The sequence below is a fragment of the Rhodospirillaceae bacterium genome (genome assembly GCA_028819475.1).
In the GTDB taxonomy this organism is placed as follows: Bacteria; Pseudomonadota; Alphaproteobacteria; order Bin65; family Bin65; genus Bin65.
Genome location: JAPPLJ010000026.1, coordinates 45,715 through 61,350, shown reverse-complemented (window position 1 = coordinate 61,350; position 15,636 = coordinate 45,715). Strand labels below are relative to the sequence as shown.

Annotated in this window: 13 protein-coding genes; 8 read left to right on the top strand and 5 right to left on the bottom strand. The window is 65.7% G+C overall.

Translation table 11 applies throughout. The annotated features are described in order from the left end of the window. Window position 1 precedes the first annotated feature (1 nt). Window positions 2-982 (top strand): isopenicillin N synthase family oxygenase, encoded by a 981-nt coding sequence (locus OXM58_07030; protein MDE0148110.1) that lies wholly within the window; start codon window positions 2-4, stop codon window positions 980-982. Between the two features lie 13 nt (window positions 983-995). On the opposite strand, the gene OXM58_07025 is transcribed toward OXM58_07030, so the two are convergent. From OXM58_07025 to OXM58_07015, 3 genes are read right to left on the bottom strand one after another with little or no spacing between them, the layout of a single operon-like run. Next, window positions 996-2,309, bottom strand: coding sequence for a TRAP transporter large permease (locus OXM58_07025; protein ID MDE0148109.1), 1,314 nt, complete (start codon window positions 2,307-2,309; stop codon window positions 996-998). 22 nt (window positions 2,310-2,331) lie between these two features. Continuing rightward, window positions 2,332-2,865: a TRAP transporter small permease gene (locus OXM58_07020; GenBank protein ID MDE0148108.1), complete on the bottom strand. Its 534-nt coding sequence runs from the start codon at window positions 2,863-2,865 to the stop codon at window positions 2,332-2,334. A gap of 28 nt (window positions 2,866-2,893) precedes the next feature. Continuing rightward, a complete protein-coding gene (locus OXM58_07015) occupies window positions 2,894-3,913 on the bottom strand; it encodes a TRAP transporter substrate-binding protein (GenBank protein ID MDE0148107.1) in 1,020 nt (339 codons plus the stop codon). Between the two features lie 146 nt (window positions 3,914-4,059). Here OXM58_07015 and OXM58_07010 point away from each other — a divergent pair, with 146 nt between their 5' ends. Both OXM58_07010 and OXM58_07005 read left to right on the top strand, forming a co-directional pair. Further along, window positions 4,060-4,914 carry an enoyl-CoA hydratase/isomerase family protein gene (locus tag OXM58_07010; GenBank protein MDE0148106.1) on the top strand — a complete coding sequence of 285 codons (855 nt, stop codon included), beginning with the start codon at window positions 4,060-4,062 and terminating at the stop codon, window positions 4,912-4,914. Further along, on the top strand, window positions 4,911-6,455 hold the full coding sequence (locus OXM58_07005; protein MDE0148105.1) for an AMP-binding protein: 1,545 nt from the start codon (window positions 4,911-4,913) through the stop codon (window positions 6,453-6,455). Before OXM58_07010 ends, OXM58_07005 begins: the two co-directional genes overlap by 4 nt. Before the next feature lie 4 nt (window positions 6,456-6,459). Here the strand turns inward: OXM58_07005 and OXM58_07000 are convergent, their stop codons facing one another. Then, the gene (locus OXM58_07000) at window positions 6,460-7,467 is read right to left on the bottom strand and encodes an aromatic ring-hydroxylating dioxygenase subunit alpha (protein MDE0148104.1); all 1,008 of its coding nucleotides are present in this window, start codon (window positions 7,465-7,467) and stop codon (window positions 6,460-6,462) included. Between the two features lie 13 nt (window positions 7,468-7,480). Further along, window positions 7,481-8,098, bottom strand: a complete 618-nt coding sequence (locus OXM58_06995) for a VOC family protein (protein ID MDE0148103.1) — start codon at window positions 8,096-8,098, stop codon at window positions 7,481-7,483. Between OXM58_06995 and OXM58_06990 the strand changes: the two genes are divergently transcribed. The 5 genes from OXM58_06990 to OXM58_06970 all read left to right on the top strand — a co-directional run bounded on the left by OXM58_06990 (window position 8,097) and on the right by OXM58_06970 (window position 15,630). Then, on the top strand, window positions 8,097-8,321 hold the full coding sequence (locus OXM58_06990) for a hypothetical protein (GenBank protein MDE0148102.1): 225 nt from the start codon (window positions 8,097-8,099) through the stop codon (window positions 8,319-8,321). The genes OXM58_06995 and OXM58_06990 overlap by 2 nt on opposite strands. Window positions 8,322-8,462: 141 nt before the next feature. Then, a complete protein-coding gene (locus tag OXM58_06985) occupies window positions 8,463-9,062 on the top strand; it encodes a hypothetical protein (protein MDE0148101.1) in 600 nt (199 codons plus the stop codon). A 1-nt stretch (window position 9,063) separates the two neighbouring features. Beyond that, window positions 9,064-11,271, top strand: a complete 2,208-nt coding sequence (locus tag OXM58_06980) for a cysteine peptidase family C39 domain-containing protein (protein MDE0148100.1) — start codon at window positions 9,064-9,066, stop codon at window positions 11,269-11,271. A gap of 86 nt (window positions 11,272-11,357) precedes the next feature. Then, window positions 11,358-14,213, top strand: a complete 2,856-nt coding sequence (locus OXM58_06975; GenBank protein MDE0148099.1) for an ATP-binding cassette domain-containing protein — start codon at window positions 11,358-11,360, stop codon at window positions 14,211-14,213. Window positions 14,214-14,325: 112 nt separating this feature from the next. Then, entirely contained in the window at window positions 14,326-15,630 is a 1,305-nt protein-coding gene (locus tag OXM58_06970; GenBank protein ID MDE0148098.1) for a hypothetical protein, read from the top strand. Window positions 15,631-15,636 lie beyond the last annotated feature (6 nt).

The window sequence follows — 15,636 nt, the reverse complement described above, 5'->3', positions numbered from 1 at the left end:
GATGAGCGACGTTCCGGCATCCCGGATTCCCATTGTCGACCTGCACGACTACCTGGCCGGCGTCGAGGCAGGCCGGGCCGCCGCGGCGGCGGACATCTGCGCTGCGCTTGAGGGGATCGGCTTCTTCGGCATCGCGAATCACGGCGTTGCGAAGCGCGTCGTCCGGGACGCCTTCGTCGCAGCGCAGCGCTTTTTCGGCCAGCCGATGGCCGACAAGCTGACGGTCCGGATCAACATGGGCCACCGCGGCTATATGCCGATGGCGGATCAGCACCGGGCGGATGCGGCGAAACCGAACCTCAGCGAATCCTTCCTGATCGGTCCGGAACTGGCGGAGGACGACCCGGCGGTCGTGGAACGGCGGCCGTTGCACGGGGTCAACCCGTGGCCGGACGGGCTCGACGGGTTCCGGAACGCCCTCGCCGGCTACCGCGACGCCATGTCGACCCTCGGCCTGCGGCTGTTGCCGCTGTTCGAGACTGCGCTCGATCTGCCTGAAAGCTTCTTTGCCGTGCGCTACCGCAATCCGATGGGGTTCGTGCGATCCCTGCACTATCCGCCGGCGCCGGAAGACGCCGACCCGGAGCAGTATGGCGCCGCACCGCACAGCGATTTCGGCTTCATCACCATCCTGGCGCAGGACGATGTCGGCGGCCTGCAGGTCAAGACCCGCGACGGCGACTGGATCGATGCGCCCAACCTGCCCGGCGTGTTCCTGGTCAATATCGGCGACATGCTGATGCGTTGGACCAACGACCGCTTCCGCTCGACGGTACACCGCGTCATCAACGCGCCGGGCCGGGACCGCTATTCGCTGCCCTTCTTCTTCGACCCGGATTTCGAGACCGAGGTCGCCTGCCTGGAAAGCTGCACCGGCCCCGGCAACCCGCCGCGCTACGATCCGGTCGTGTGGGGCGACTACCTCACCGCCAGCTTCAACGCCAACCACGCCTACCGGAAGGACGCCGGCCGACCGTCCTGAAGCCCGCGCGGCCTCAGAGCAGCGACGGGACGAACAGCGAAAGCGGCGGCACCAGCACGATCAGGGTGAGGCGCAGGATGTCGGCGCACCAGAAGGGCGTCACGCCGGCGAAGATGGTGCCGGTGCTGACGTCGGGCAGCACCCCGCGCAGGACGTAGACATTCAGGCCGACCGGCGGCGTGATCAGGCTGATCTCGGTCACCACCACCACGACGATGCCGAACCAGATCAGCACTTCCACTTTGGTCATGCCGAGACCGCCGGCGAGCGCCACGATCAGCGGTACGAAGACCGGGACGGTGAGGAGCAGCATCGACAGGCTCTCGAACACGCAGCCGAGCAGGATGTAGATCACCATGATGCCGAAGATCACGAAGATCGGCTGGATCGCCAGAGAACGCACGAACTCCGCGAGCTGGTTCGGCATGCCGGTTTCGTTGATGAAGTTGGCGAAGATCAACGCGCCGATCAGCACCACGAACAGCATGGATGTGGTGACGCCGGTCTCCGCCAGCACCCGGAACAGCATCCGGCGGTCGAGCACCCGCTTGAACAGGGTGAACAGCAGCGCTCCGAACGCGCCGATGCCGGCCGCCTCGGTCGGCGTGAACGCGCCGACATAAATGCCGCCGATCACGACGACGAACAGCAGCACCACGCCCCAGACGTCGCGCAGGGCACGCCAGCGCTCGGGCCAAGCCGTTCGCTCGCCGGGCGGGCCGAGTTCCGGTTTCAGCTGGATCATGAACTGCACCGCGCCGACGTAGAACAGAATCCCGACGATGCCGGGGAGGATGCCGGCGGCGAACAGCTTGCTGACGTCGGACTGGGTGATCAGGCCGTAGATGACGAGGACCACGCTGGGCGGGATCAGGATGCCCAGCGTGCCGCCGGCGGCGATCGAGCCGGTCGCGATGCTGTCGGCATAGCCGAACCGGCGCATCGACGGCATCGCCACCTTGGCCATGGTCGCCGCCGTGGCGAGGGACGAGCCGCAGATCGCGCTGAAGCCGCCGCAGGCGACGATGGTCGCCATCGCCAGGCCGCCGCGGCGATGGCCGAGGAAGGCGTTGGAGGCGGTGTAGAGCTGTTCCGACAGGCCGGCCCGGCTGACGAAATTGCCCATCAGGATGAACAGCGGCACGACCGAGAGGGCATAGGATTCCGCCGTGTCGCGCGCGATCTGGGCGATCAGCGAAAAGGCGGGCGGCCAGTCGATCAGGATCGCGTAGCCGACCGCGCCGACCAGCGCCATGGCGAAGGCGATCGGCAGGCGCAGGAAGACCAGGACCAGGAGGACGGCAAAGCCCAGGGCGGCGGCGAGCATGGCTGGCGTTGCCGGCTGCGCGCTAGATCAGCCCCGGCGCCGGCTCGGTATGGCCGCGCAGATAGCGCCCGATATTCGCCAGGAAGATCAGCGCGCCGACCCCGGCCAGCACCGCCATGTAATAGATGAGGGGCGCCTGGGGCAGCCGCAGATATTCCGTGACGTCGCCGTAGTCGGCGATCTTGACGGCATAGAGCCAGAGCCGCCACGCGAGGACGGCGAGGATGGCGGCGCAGACCAGGTTGATCGCGATCTGGCGCGGCCGCACCAGGGCTTCCGGCGTCAACGGATCGAGCAGGTCGATGGTGACATGGCTTTCCTGCCGGCACACCGACGGCAGCCCGGCATAGATCAGCGCCGCCATCAGCACTTCGGTAATCTCAGAGCCGCCGGGCAGGGGCGCATTGAGCAGTTCGCGGCCGAACACGTCGACCACGCTGACCAGCATGATGAAGAACAGGAACAGCCCCGCCAGCCCGCCGGACACCCGGTGAATTCCCTGGGTGAAGCGGGCTGGCGGAAGCTCTGTCGCCGAATCGGACGAAGCGTTCGGCATGGCGGCAGGGCGCTTGCGCGCGTCCTGCCTACATGCCCTTCTTGACCTTCTGGACCTCGGCGCGCAGCGCCTTCAGCACGTCCGCGGCGTCCTTGGCGCCCTCGGCCACGGCGCGCTTGATCCACCAGTCGTCGAGCCCGGCCAACTTGGCCTTGACGGCCTTTGCGGTCGCCGCGTCGAAGACGCCGACCTTGTTGCCCGCGGCCGTCAGCTTCTCGACCGCCAGGCTGTCGGCGCCGTCCCAGGTCCGGCCCATGATGCCGGACATGTGCTCGCCGCCGACCTTCTTCAGCGCGGCTTTGTCGGCCGCGTTCAGGCCGTCGTATTTACGCTGGTTCATCACCACGGCGAAGCTGGCCGAATAGAGGCCGCCCGGCAGCGCGTAGTGATGCTTTACCACGCCGCCCAGCTTGAAGCTGTAGATCGTCTCGATCGAGAAGAAGATGCCGTCGGCAACGCCCTGCTGGAGGATTTCCTGCGCCTTGGTCACCGGGGCGGAAACGCTCACGATGCCGAGCCGCTTGGCGATCTGGCTCTGGACGCCGCCGCCGGTGCGCACCTTCATGCCCTTGACCTGGCCGATGTTGGCGATCGGGCCGCGGGAGTGGACCAGGCCGGGGCCGTGGGTGAACAGGGCCACAAGTTGCACGCCCTTGTGCTCGTCGCGCTTGCCGAAACGGCCGGTGTAGGTGCGCCAGAAGGCCCGGGACATCTGCTCGGCGTTGCCGTCCGCGCCCGGCAGTTCGACCATCTGGGTCAGCACGAAGCGGCCCGTGGTGTAGCCGTGGGTGATCCAGGCCATGTCGGCGATGCCGTCGCGCACCCGGTCGTAGAGGACGCGCGGGTTGATCGGCGGATAGGTCATCCGGACCTTGACCTTGCCGGCGCTGGCTTTCGTCAGGTCCTTGATCCAGGTCGGCCAGCCGTTGGTATTCATGGCATGGCGCGGGCCGGCGTAGGTTTCCAGCCGGATCGTGGTATCCGCCTGGGCCACGCCGGCGGCGGTCAGCGCGGCGGCAGCCGCAATAACGGAAATCGTGCGATACATGAGCGAATTTTCCTCCATTGAGACGAAGACAATCCCGGAACGCCCGCTTGGGCTGTATTCGTAACCGTTTCATATGCTAGTTCAAAAAGTGACGCTGTGAAAGAAGTTCCGGCTCGCGGGCCGACGACCGGACGGGGAGGCGGACCTTGGAATATCGGGACATTCTCGTCGAACGCCATGCGCTGGAACGCGGCGGCGCGGTCGGCCGGATCGTCATCAACCGGCCGGACCAGCTGAACGCGCTGCGCATGACGATCACCGACCGTGAACTGATCCACGCGCTCGACGGTTTCGAGGCGGACGGCGAGGTGCGCGCCGTCATCCTGACCGGAGCCGGCGAGCGCGCCTTTTCCACCGGCTGGGATCTGTCGCTGATCGAGGACACCTCGATCCCGGCACTCGAGGGCCTCATCCGCGCCAATACCGACCTGTTCCTGAAAGTCTGGCACCTGCGCCAGCCGGTAATCGCGGCGGTCAACGGGCATGCGGTCGGCACCGGGGCCGCCATCGCCATGGCCGGCGACCTGACCATCGTTTCGGAGACCGCGCGGCTCGCGGAACCGGAAATCCGCCACGGCGCGCTTTCGCCGTTTCTGATCCTGCCCTTCCTGACCCACGCCAAGGCGGTGCACGAGTTCTATTACACCGGCGACGCGCTGGACGCGCAGGCGATGGTCCGCCTGGGGCTGGCGAATGCGGTGGTTCCGCCGGAGGAGCTGGCGGACGAAGCGATGCGCGCCGCGTCGCGCCTGGCGCTGGTACCGCCCTGGGGCCTTCAGATGAAGAAGCGCAGCCTGCGCGCCGCCTACGATGCGATGGGCTTCGGCACCGCCATCCGGCAGCACGCCCTGGCCGACACGCTGGTGATTGGCGGCGATTTTCCGGAACAGCGCGCGCTTCAGGAAGTTCTGCAGAAGGAAGGCATGCGCGGCTTTCTCGAAGCGCGGGACGGGCCGTTCAGGGAAACCGCGCGGCCGGATGCATCCTCCCGCAAACCGTGACCGGACCTGAAAGCCCGGCCGGACCGGTCCCGACCGTCGGCGCCCTGCTGGAGCGCCGCGCCCTGCTCGACCGCAACACGCCGGGGCTCGTCGCTGGGTCGCTGCGCCTGAGTTTCGGGCAGTTGCAGGCCTGGGCCGAAGCGGTCGCCGCTGCCCTTGCGGCCGCCGGGGTCGGCAAGGGCGACCGTGTTGCCGTGCTCTCGCGCAACAGCGCAGAGGGCGTTGCGCTGTATTACGGGGCGGCGCGCCGCGGCACCATCCTGTGCAATCTCAACGTCCGCCTGACCGCAGACGAACTCGCCTGGATTCTGGCGGACGCCGAGCCGGCGCTGTTGATCGCCCATCCGGATTTCGCCGGACTTGCCCGTACACTTGCTGCGCGGACCGGAATCGGACTCGTCTGGCAGTTTGACGAAGCACCGATGCCGCCGCCGCCCGAAGAATCGGCCGCTAGGCGCGCAGCGGCCGCGACCGCAGCCGTTTGCGACCAGGCGCCGGTGGCTGCGGCCGACCCGCTGCTGCTGGTCTACACCTCAGGCACGACGGGCCGGCCGAAGGGCGCGGTGATGACCCACGCCGGCATGTATTGGGTGTCGGCGACGATGGCGCACACCCTGGACTACCGCCGCCGGGACGCGAGCCTGATCCCGGCGCCGATGTTCCATGTCGGCGGCATGTCCTTCGTCACCTTCTTCGTCCATGCCGGCGCGACGGCGATCCTGCCGCCGGCCTGGGAGCCGGCCGCCGTTCTGGAACTGATCGCCGCGGAGCGGGTCAACCACTTCTTCGCCGTCCCCGCCATGCTCCAGGGCCTGCTCGGCGCCCCGGGCTTCGCGCGGGCAAACCTCTCGAGCCTGCGCTGGATCATGGCCGGCGGCGCGCCGGTGCCGCCGGAGCTGATCCGGGATTTCGGACGGCGCGGCATACCGGTGATGCAGACCTACGGCACGACCGAAACCGCCGGGCCGGCGACCGTCGTCGACGCCGCTCATGCCGAGGCCAAAGCCGGCGCGGCCGGGCTGCCGTTCTTCCACACCGATGTGCGCATCGCCGACGCCGCAGGGACGGCCCTGCCTGCCGATACGGTCGGCGAAATCCAGGTGCGGGCGCCGCACCTGTTCGCCGGCTACTGGCGCAATCCGGCGGCGACGGCCGAGGCCTTCGCCGGCGGCTGGTACCGCACCGGCGATCTCGGCAGCCTCGACAGCGGCGGCTATCTCCGGATCAGGGGCCGCAGCCGGGACGTCATCATTTCCGGCGGCGAAAACATCTACCCGGCGGAGGTCGAGGCCGTGCTCGAAACCCATCCATCGATCGCCGAATCCGCGGTCGTCGGCCGGCCGGATGCGAAATGGGGAGAGGTTCCGGCCGCGGTGATCGTTTCCAGACCCGGCGCGGCGGCGCCGGACGACGCGGAACTGGCCCGCTTCTGCGCCGGGAAGCTGGCGCGCTTCAAGATCCCGAAGCGGGTCGAACTGTCGGAGACGCCCCTGCCGCGCAACGCGGCCGGCAAACTGCTCAGGCACCGGCTGGGCACTTGATACGTTAAGCGGCCTCGGCGCGGACCCGGGCGTCGATGATCCGCCGCGCGGCGACGCCGCCGGCATCGCAGTTGATCGCAAGGAGAGTCCCGCCGGAAGGGTCGGTCTCGATCATGCGCTGCTGGCTTTCCAGCACGTCGCGATCCTCCTCGAAAGTCTGGACGGTCTGCTGGTGCACCATCTTCGAGAGGTCTTCGTCGTCTTGCGAGAAGTTGCGCGATACCGCCCAGAAATAGTGGGTCGACCGTTCCGTTTCCGGCGTGAGCGCGTTCAGGATCCACCAGTTCAGAACCTTGTCTTTCTCGGCCGGGGTGACCGGGGCGCCGCCGGCGTCGATCTTGATATGCGCCGGTGGTTCGAACCGGATCTTCTGCCAGCGGTCGATATTGCCTGCGATACCCCGCGCCCGCTTGAACAGCGGCGGCGGATCGCAGTCCTTCATCAATCGGGTGACGTGTACGATCTCGCCGTCGACCTCGGTTTGCTGCGGTGTATGGGCGACCGCCATATTGCCGATCGTGCGCGCATGCACATAGGTCTCGTGGGTCAGGTCGAGCAGATTGTCGACCAGCAGCCGGTAATCGGCCCTGAAGTTCAGATAGCCGCTGACCGGCGTCCAGCCCGGCGCGTCGTTCCAGTGATAGTCGGGGATCGATTCCGGGTCCGCCAGCGCCGGGTCGCCGAGCCAGATCCACAGCCAGGTGTATTTCTCGAACAGCGGATAGACCCGCGCCTTGAGGCGCGGCGGGATATTGTCCTGCCCCGGAATGAAGGTGCAGACGCCGTCGCAATCGAAGCGCAGCCCGTGATACAGGCACTGCACCTCGTCGCCGACCAGACTGCCGAGCGAGAGCTGGGTCTTGCGGTGCGGGCAGCGGTCCTCCAGCGCGACCGGCGCACCGTCCTCCTTGCGGAACATGACCACCGGCTCGCCGCAGATCCAGCGCGCCAGCAGCGACCGGCCGACCTCTCCGGCCGCCGCCGCGACATACCAGCCGTTCCTGATGAACATGCTCTCCTCCCGCTCAGTTGTCCGGCAGGTCGCCGGCATACTCGGCCAGCCAGGCCGCATCGACGCCGTCGATCGTCAGGAGTTCGACCGCGGCCTCCGCCCCGGTCTGGGTGACCGCTTCGATATTGCGCTGGCGCGCGCCCTGGGCCGGCTGGCAGGCGAATTCCAGCCTTATGCCGTTGGGATCGCGCAGATAGACGCCGACCATGCCGGGCAACTGTTCGATCGGGCCGCTGTTCGGGATATCGTGCCGTTCCAGCCGTTCCAGGATGTCCCGGAAGCGCGCCGGCGTGCAGGCGATGGCGACATGCTGCATGCCGCCGACGGCGTTGCGGTTGGACTGCGGCTCCGCGCCTTTCGGAATCTCGAAGAAGGCCATCAGGGCGTCGTTGCCCATGTCGAAGAAATAGTGGCGGATTTCCTCGTAGGGCGGGTTGCCGCGGTTGCCCGGCCCGCTGCCGAGGCCGGGCGGCACCTTCATGGCGTGGACCAGCGGCATGCCCAGCACGCCGACGTAGAATTCCACGGTCGCCTTCATGTCCTCGGTGGTCAGCGCCAGGTGATGCACCCCGCGCGTCGGGGTTTCGCCGGTGTGGCGCCGCGACGGCACAGGGCTGAGTTGCTCGATCATGTTGGACCGCTTCGGCTGGCTGTTCCATCGACCGTCGTTCGGCGCCGCGCTGCACGACTCTGCCGGCCTCTATGACACAGATACAGTCGGCCGGCCGCAAGGCAAAAGCGCGGTAGGCACTAACGATTCGAGTCGCGGTCAACGCCGGACGGGCGAACGGCCGCAATTTCGCCGCCGGACAAAAGCCCCGAAAGAAGGCGCCTGGCCGGAACTGCAAGACTGAAACCGGCCTGCGCGGCAAACCGTTAACCGATGCACACCACCGGTTTGCCCGGCATCTGGCGGACTTGACCTTTATTGTTCAAAATTGTATATAACTTCTTGAATCTTCACTCAAGCTGAAACAGATTTTCTTTGTACTTGCTTGAACTCTGAGAAATGGCCGGGTGCGATCGTGTTCAATAATCCATTCGACTCATTTCATAATACTGTTGCCGAAGCCAAGGAAGAACGCGAACAACTCGACCGTTTGCTGACTATTTCGACACCGCGCGAGCGCCTGCTTGTTGTCGGCATCGCCCTGTTATCGGTTATCCTCGTGGCATGGCTTTTCTTCGGTAGCATAATTGCGCACACCGTTACGCTGGAAGGCGTCCTGGTGCCACCTGCCCAAACCCAGTCAGGGAGCGGAAACTCCGGGAGTAAAAAGTCCGTGCAGGCGATCGTCTGGATCGAGAGAAGCGCCGCAGCGCAGATCGGGGCCGGGATGCCGGCGGCGATAGAGTTGGAGACGCCGGACGGAAAAGCGGAAACCTTCGACGGAGAGATCGCGGCAATTTCCGCCGTACCCTCGTCCAGGGTGCTGGAGGCGCTCGGGCCGGCGGTGCCGGTGTCCGCGCACCGGATCGTTGTTTCGCTCGGGAATAGCCTCGATATTGCGTCCCTTGCGAGCCGGGAGTGCCGGATCGTAGTCGAACTCGGCAGACAGTCTCCCGTCGCACTCTTGCAGACAAGGCGGCAGTAATATGGCGCAAGCCCCCAAAGGGACGAGCGACAAATCTGCAACGGAATCCTCGGAACAAAAGGTCGTAACGCCGATAACATTGCAGATGCATGCGTCCGAGTGCGGCGCTGCATGCCTCGGCAGCATACTGGCTTACTTCGGCCGCTGGGTGCCGCTTACCGAACTGCGCGAGAAATGCGAGGTGAGCCGGGACGGCAGCAGCGCCGCGAGTATCGCGCGCGCCTCCAGGCATTACGGTCTGGAATGCAACGGACTCAGCCTGCGCGCCGAACAGTTGAAGAAGCTGCGGCTGCCCCTGATCCTGTTCTGGCAATTCAGCCATTTCGTCGTTCTCGAAGGGTATGACAGCCGGAATTTCTTTCTCAACGATCCGGCTACCAGCAGACGAAGGCTCTCCGCCGAAGAGTTCGCCAGGGGGTACAGCGGCATTGCGCTGCGTTTCAAACGCGGTCCCGATTTCGAACCCGGCGGGGAACGGAAGAGCCTGTTCGAGCAATTGAGCGCCCTGCTCGCCGGAACGTGGAGTGCGCTTACCGGCGTGATCGCCTGCGGGCTCATGTTGACGGTGCTGAGCCTTATCGTTCCCGCGTCTCTCCATATTTTCGTCGACGGCGTTCTGGAAAACCGCGCGCCCTGGGAGGGGCTGGTGGCGGCCCTGCTCGGCGGCGGGGTCCTGGTGTACATCCTGTTTATGCTCAAGCACCGGTTCCTGAAGCGCCTGGCTGTCCGGATTTCGGTGAGCGGCTACAGCCGGAGCGTGTCGCGGCTGCTGCGGCTGCCGGTCGAGTTTTTCGAGCACAGACTGACGGGCGATTTGACCGACCGCGTCTCGTCCATCGACCGAATCGCGAAGAATCTGACGGACCGGTTTCTGGTGCTCCTGATCGACATGGCGATGAGCGTCGTGCTGCTCGTCGCGATGCTGGTCTACGATGTCCTGCTCACCCTGATTGTGCTGCTGCTGGCCCTTCTGCACGGCATGCTGGCCTACTTTCTCAACGCCTTCCGGGCCGTTCGAAGCCAGGCGATGAGGCGCGAACAGGGATTGCTGATCGGCTTCGGCATGCAGATGCTGAGTCATGCCGACAACCTGCGCATGACGGGGTCGGACGACCGGTTCTTCTCGCGCTGGAGCGGTCAGCAGGCCCGCGAGCTGCGGGCGCGGCAACTCTATTCCGTACCGGTTTCCGCCAATACAGCGCTGCCGGGCCTGATCGCGGCGCTTCGCAGCGCGGCGATCCTTGCCGTCGGGGGAAGTCTGGTCGTGGCCGGAGACATGACCCTCGGAGCGCTGGTCGGCTTCTATATCCTGGCGGAGATGTTTCTGGCGCCGGTCGGACGCTTTCTGGAGCTCGCCGACAAACGCCAGGCGCTCGAAACGGATCTGCAACGGGTCGAGGACATCTCCAAAGCCGCCGAAGACCCTGTTTTCGACCGCCGCAACCCGGAATCGGAATCGATCCCCACCTTCAAAGGCCGGCTCCAGCTTGCAGGCCAGCTCGAACTGCGAAACGTCACCTTCGGGTTCAACAAGAGCCGGCCGCCCCTGATCAAGGATTTCAACCTCGTGATCAAGCCGGGGCAGCGCGTCGCCGTGGTCGGTCCCAGCGGTTCCGGAAAGTCGACCCTGGCGCGCCTGGTCTCGGGCCTCTACCAGCCCTGGTCGGGCGAGGTTCTGTTCGACGGCCATCTGCGGGACGAGATTCCCGAGGAAGTGCTGCGCCGGTCCATTTCCATGGTGGCGCAGGAAAACGCGCTCTTTTTCGCGTCCCTGCGCGACAACATCACCTTGTGGAACCCGGCCGTTCCGGATGAAGCCATATTCGCCGCAACGCGCGACGCCTGTATCCACGACGAAATCCTGCTCAGGCCGCAGGGATATGCGACCGTCGTGGAGGAAGGCGGGGCGAATTTCAGCGGCGGCCAGCGGCAGCGGCTGGAAATCGCCCGCGGGCTGGTGGGCAACCCGACGGTGCTTATTCTCGACGAAGCGACCAGCGCCCTCGATGCCGCAACGGAGGAATTTGTCGACGAGGCCCTGCGGCGGCGCGGCGTCACCTGCCTGATCGTGGCGCACCGGCTGAGCACCGTGCGGGATTGCGACGAAATCATCGTGCTCGACAAGGGCGTGGAAGTGCAGCGCGGCGTGCACGACGAACTGATCGCCGACCGGGATGGCACCTACTACAAACTGGTCAAGTCAGGCTGATGCAGGGCACCGGACCAACCTACACGTCGATTTCCGGACTGGCGGCCCGCTCCGGCACGTCCGTACCCTGCGCGGGCAATCTGCCGGTGAATCTCGACGACCCTGATAGCGTCTGGTTCATCGACCGGGGCGCCGTCAATCTGTTCCTGGTGGAGTTCAGGGACGGGGTCGAGCAGGCGGCGCCCCAGCATCTGCTGCGCCGCAAAGCGGGCCGGCTGCTGCCGGGCGTCGCGCCGGACCGGCGCAATAACGAAGAAGACACCACGCTTAGCCTGATTGCCAAGGGATCGCCCGGCACCCTTTTGAAACGTCTGCCGGCCTCGTTGCTTTCCGAGGTCGATCCGGCAGAACTGGCGGAACAGACCGATACCTGGCTGACCGCCATAACCGACACGCTTTCGCGTTTCGCAAGCCGCCTTCCGCGTCCGACCGCCCTGGCCGAACCCGGCCTGACGCAGACCCTGGCCCCCGGCACCCTGTCTGTACGACGCGGCGTGGTCTGGGTTTCCGAACCGCCGCGCGGCGCAAGCCTGTATATGGACATTGTCGACCAGGCGGAGCTTGCCGAGGCAGGCGGCCCGCACGAACCGGCGATACCGCTGACGCGGACAAGCTGGCTCACCCTGTTCGACGAGACGACGCTTGCGGGCAAATCGACCGAAACACTGGCGCAGGAAGGCACGCTGCTGCCGGCGCTCGCCACGTTCCACGCGGTGGCCTTCACGCTGGAACGCCTCAACCGCCAGCTGGCCGTGGTCGACGAGGCGAATCTCGAACGCGCGCGGACAGCCAGCCGCCGTACGGCCGAAAAAGCCGCGCGCCAGCGGCTTTTCAATATCTACGACCTGCCGATCGGCCGTGATGCCGATGTCGAGGACACGGCGCTGGCGGAAGCCCTGCAGGCCATCGGCCGCCGCGAAGGAATCGACTTCAAATTTCCGGTGCGCTCGGAACCTTCCGAATCTCCGGTCGGCCTCGTCGACATTCTCGATGCGTCGGGCGTACGCGCCCGGCGCGTCAGCTTCAAGGCCGAAGGCGACTGGTGGCGCGGAGACAGCAACGTGATGCTGGGATTCCGCGCCGAGGACGGCCGGCCCGTAGCGCTGCTGCCGGGAGCGTTCGGGCATTACCGGGAATTCGACCCGGTCACCAAGCGCAGCGTCCGGATTACGGCGGGTCGCGCCGGCACGCTGCGCGACGAAGCCTGGATGTTCTACCGGCCGTTGCCGTCACGGAACGTGAAACCCGCAGACCTGCTGCGAATCGCCCTGCACGGATCGGCCGCGGATCTGGCGCGGCTGGTCATCGCCGGGCTGCCGGGCGGCCTGATCAAACTGGTGCCGGCGCTCGCACTCGGCTTCGTTGCAGTTCAGGTTACGGCGGGCGGAAGTGCCGGAGCGCTCTATGCCGTGGCCGCGACGGTGGCGGCGTTCGGGCTGCTCGGGGCACTGCTGCACCTGCTTCAAAGCACGGCGATGATGCGGCTCGAGGGGCGCGCGGCGTCGCGGGTCGAGGCGGCGTTCTGGGACCGCCTCATGCGCCTTCCGCCCAGCGCCCTGCGGCGCCAGCCGGCCGGCGATCTGGCCATGTCGGGAATGACGTTCCAGAATATTCGCGACGGCGTGCAGGGAGTCGTCGCCGACAGCCTGCTGTCCGTCATCTTTCTGCTTCCGGTTTTCGGCGTCATCTTTTTCTACGATGCCACCCTCGGCGTCATCGCCCTCGTCTTCAGTCTGGCGTCGCTGTCGATCACCGTACTTCTCGGGCTGCGCCAGATTTCGCCTTATGGACGGATGATCAGCGCAGCCCGTCGCGTCGTCGGCCGGCTGTTCCAGATCGTCGGCGGCATCGCCAAGCTGCGTGTCGAAAACGCGGAAGGGTCGGCTTTCGCCATTTGGGCGCGGGACTATCGCGAGCAGAAACGCGCGGAGATCGACCTGGGCGCGCTTGAGGGGCATTCCCAGGCATTCGGCGCCGCGCTCCCCTTTCTTGCCGGCGGCGCGTTGCTTTTCGCGGTGGTTGCGGTGGGCGACCGCAACCTCCCGGTCGGCGACTTTCTTGTCGTCTACACCGTTTTCATCGCCTTCCAGTCCGCCATCGCGCGGCTCGGCGAGTCTTTCGGCACCGTTGCCGCCATGCTGCCGGCGTTCGACCAGATGCGCCCTCTTTTCGCCGCCGTCCCGGAAGCCGCGGTCGAAGGCGAACCGGTCGAATATCTGGGCGGCGATATTCTGTTCGACCGCATTTCCTTCCGCTACGAATCCGACGGTCCGCTGATTCTCGACGATGTCACGATTCGCGCCCGCCCCGGCGAAATCGTTGCGATCGCCGGCGAATCCGGCGCCGGCAAGAGCACCCTGTTCCGGCTCGCGCTCGGCATCGACCGGCCGATCGCCGGCGCGGTGTATTACGACGGCCGCGATCTGCGGCACCTGAACCTGAAGCAGGTGCGCCGGAGAATCGGCGCCGTGCCGCAATCGGTCGGGCTTCACCCCCAGGATCTGTGGGACAACCTCGTCAGTCACCACGACGACGTGGCGAGCAAAGACGTGTGGGCGGCGGTCCGGATCGCCGAAGTCGAAGACGAAATCAAGGGCATGCCGATGGGCATGATGACCATGGTCGGCACCAGCGGGGCTGTCCTGTCAGGCGGAGAAAGCCAGCGCGTCACGATCGCCCGCTCGGTGATCGGCAGCCCGCGAATCATGCTGTTCGATGAAGCGACAAATTGGCTGGACAACGAAAACCAGGCTAAGGTCATGTCGAACCTCACAGCCCTGACCTCCACCCGGCTCGTCATCGCCCACCGCCTGTCCACGCTGGAACAGGTGGACCGCATTTATGTGTTGCAAGCCGGGAAAGTCGTGCAAAGCGGCTCGTTCAACGAACTCATGGAGGTCGAAGGCGTGTTCAGCGAACTGGTCAAGAGGCAGATCGCCTGATCCGGCAACCGCACTCCTCGCGCGACCGGTCTCGTCGTGATTTGCGCTCCGGCTTGATTTCGGCTGCCGGAAATTCACGCTCCGCCGGAACCGGCGAAATTGGAAGACATCAATGAAGAAGCTGGTCGGTTCGGCAGAAAATCTCGTTTCGAGAGCTGGCGAAGACAGGGATTTTCGCGAACGTCTGCTCGCCAGCCCGAGGGAAACGATAGAAAAGGAATTCGGCGTGACGCTGGCCGGAAGCCATGAAATTCATGTGCACGAAGAAACCTATAACGCCACCCATCTGGTGCTTCCGCCGCCCGGCAAGCTCAGCGAGGCCGAGCGGGAGGCGGCAAAGACCGGCGCCGCGTCGCTCGAGTTTCTTCGCAAGACAATGTACGACCCCGCGCCGCCCCTTCGTCCCCCCGCCGTCGAACGGACGACGCCCGGAGAGCGCGCTGCCGCGTCCGGGGACCTTGCAGCAGCCGGCAGGGAAAGCATCCGCCGCGGCCTGGATTTCCTGGAATCGACCGTCGACGAAAACGGAGCCTGGTCCTGCATCCGGTTCAACATAGCCGACCCGGACATTCCCCGGCATTTCGAAAGGCCGCCCTTTGTTTCGGCGCTCTGCGTCCTGGCCCTCGAATGCAGCGAGGAACCGCAGGCGAAGGCCTTGTGCGCCGCGACCGGAGATTATCTCGTCGACACCATCGAATTTCCCGGCCTGTGGCGCTACTACCGCCATCTTCCCCCGGATCTCGACAGCACCGCGCTCTGTTCGATTGTCATCGCGGCCCACCCCTGGATTTTTCTTGAAAGGAACCTTCCGCCAATACTGGCCAATCGCGACGAGGCGGGCCGGTTCATGACCTGGGTCCTGGCAGAAGATGAACCCGATGTCGTCTCGAGGTTTCGTATCGAAGCCGATCCCGTCGTCAACGCGAACATCATCGCGTATCTCGGCGACTGCCCGGAAACCGTGGATGCCCAAAGGTGGCTGGAAACCATGGTTGCCGAGGACGGAGTCGACGGTTCGTCCAAATGGTATCCCGACGCGGTCGCGATCTACTATGCGATCGCCCGCGCCATGGTCCGCGCGCCGACTGCCCTCGAACGGCTGCGCCCGATCCTTGCGGATCGAATCCTGGAATTGCACGCCGGGCAGGAAGGCTTCGGCAACATACTGCAGACCGCGCTGGCCGTGTCGGCGCTCTACAATGCCGGAAGCCTCGAACGCATCGATGCGAAATGCGAGACCGAACGGATCGTGAGTTCGCAGCGTGAGGACGGCAGCTGGCCGGAACTTCTCGCATTCGGCGACCAGGAGTTGAAATGGGGCACGGTCGGACAGATCGGGCATGGCGCCGAAGCCGTGACCTCTGCGTTCTGCATCGAGGCTCTGGAACGTCTCGTCGAAATCCTGAAGGCCGGATAATTCCGC

Bases quoted from the DNA above. Each gene is read 5' to 3' on its own strand.
- OXM58_07030 (MDE0148110.1), top strand. From the start codon at position 2: ATGAGCGACGTTCCGGCATCCCGGATTCCCATTGTCGACCTGCACGAC.
- OXM58_07025 (MDE0148109.1), bottom strand. From the start codon at position 2,309: ATGCTCGCCGCCGCCCTGGGCTTTGCCGTCCTCCTGGTCCTGGTCTTC.
- OXM58_07020 (MDE0148108.1), bottom strand. From the start codon at position 2,865: ATGCCGAACGCTTCGTCCGATTCGGCGACAGAGCTTCCGCCAGCCCGC.
- OXM58_07015 (MDE0148107.1), bottom strand. From the start codon at position 3,913: ATGTATCGCACGATTTCCGTTATTGCGGCTGCCGCCGCGCTGACCGCC.
- OXM58_07000 (MDE0148104.1), bottom strand. From the start codon at position 7,467: ATGTTCATCAGGAACGGCTGGTATGTCGCGGCGGCGGCCGGAGAGGTC.
- OXM58_06990 (MDE0148102.1), top strand. From the start codon at position 8,097: ATGTTGGACCGCTTCGGCTGGCTGTTCCATCGACCGTCGTTCGGCGCC.
- OXM58_06995 (MDE0148103.1), bottom strand. From the start codon at position 8,098: ATGATCGAGCAACTCAGCCCTGTGCCGTCGCGGCGCCACACCGGCGAA.
- OXM58_06980 (MDE0148100.1), top strand. From the start codon at position 9,064: ATGGCGCAAGCCCCCAAAGGGACGAGCGACAAATCTGCAACGGAATCC.
- OXM58_06970 (MDE0148098.1), top strand. From the start codon at position 14,326: ATGAAGAAGCTGGTCGGTTCGGCAGAAAATCTCGTTTCGAGAGCTGGC.